The following is a 1,101-nucleotide window of genomic DNA, read 5'->3' on the forward strand; positions in this document are numbered from 1 at the left end:
ACGGAGCGATTCATCCATCACTCTACGACCTCTGGCGGGATGTCGATTTTCGATATGTCCCCGGCTTGATTTCCGAGCCAGACATGTACTTCCCCGATCAGAAGCTCGCGGTTTTCTGCGACTCCGGACGGTTTCATCGCGGCAAGAAAGCTGAAGRCAAGGACGCTGCTATCGATAAGAAACTTGCTGGCAATGGCATTTCCTCAGTTCGTGTTCCCGGAAAGCTGATTGTGGAAGACGTGGAGGCTGCTAGCGATCTCGTTGCAAGCGCTCTCGCTGGCAGGAGCTGAGTCCTGAAAGACTGCCTAGGGCTGGACTTCAATTTCCCGACCATTCGCGAATGTCAGCTCACTGCCCGCAGGCAGACTACACTGTGATGTCTCGGATGTGCCATTAAGAGGCGTTGCGGTCCCGTACCGAGATCAGCAGGAGGAACATAGCCGTGCCGATGACTCATGGACTGTATTGCCGAGGCTTCACAGGCATGAGCGGCCAGCAATAAGCCAAGTCAAGAAACAGGCCGAACATCAACAAGAGTCACGAGATGTAGGTCTGCATCTTGTCGATCGTGAACATGTCGCGGCCTGAGACTGATAGCAGGAATGGCAGATTGACGCGGCTTTCCTTGGCGCCCAAGAGCCGGTTTGCGCCGCTAATGGCGGGCTGCCGAAGAGATAGAATTCGACCGCGATTCAATATGGGGCGAGACTCACTCTTTCCCTGATCTGTAGCGCCAAAGATCCGATCGCGTTTACTTCCAGGAAGTAGCGCGGGCACCGCGTGGACGCGCGAATCGCGCAGTGCTCGCCGCACATTCTAAAATTTTTCACAAACGATGCTGGCCAACCCCAGGCTTCTCCTTAGTCGAAGGGACATCCTATGCTTTCCAATGAAGTCGCACCGCTCGCCAGTCTGCTAAAGTGCAACTATCCAGTGAGAAAAAACCAAATGCCAACATCGACCCAAAGAAGGAACTCCGGGATTCGTTTTCTGATAGCCCTCACGGCAGCTTTCATATTCCTAAGCTCCACTGATTCACCGAAGGCGCAAACCGCGTTTCAGGTCCCCTTCTCGTCCAGGTTTATCCTCGGACAGGGGTTC

1 protein-coding gene is annotated in these 1,101 nt (G+C 54.2%); it reads left to right on the forward strand.

Going from position 1 to position 1,101, the window contains the following annotated elements; translation table 11 throughout:
• Window positions 1-290 (forward strand): hypothetical protein (locus AC1DT3_RS22175; protein ID WP_477467332.1); only part of this gene is annotated, 290 nt, incomplete at its 5' end.
• Window positions 291-1,101: the final 811 nt, after the last annotated feature.

It is taken from the genome of Microvirga sp. P4_G7 (assembly GCF_056401005.1).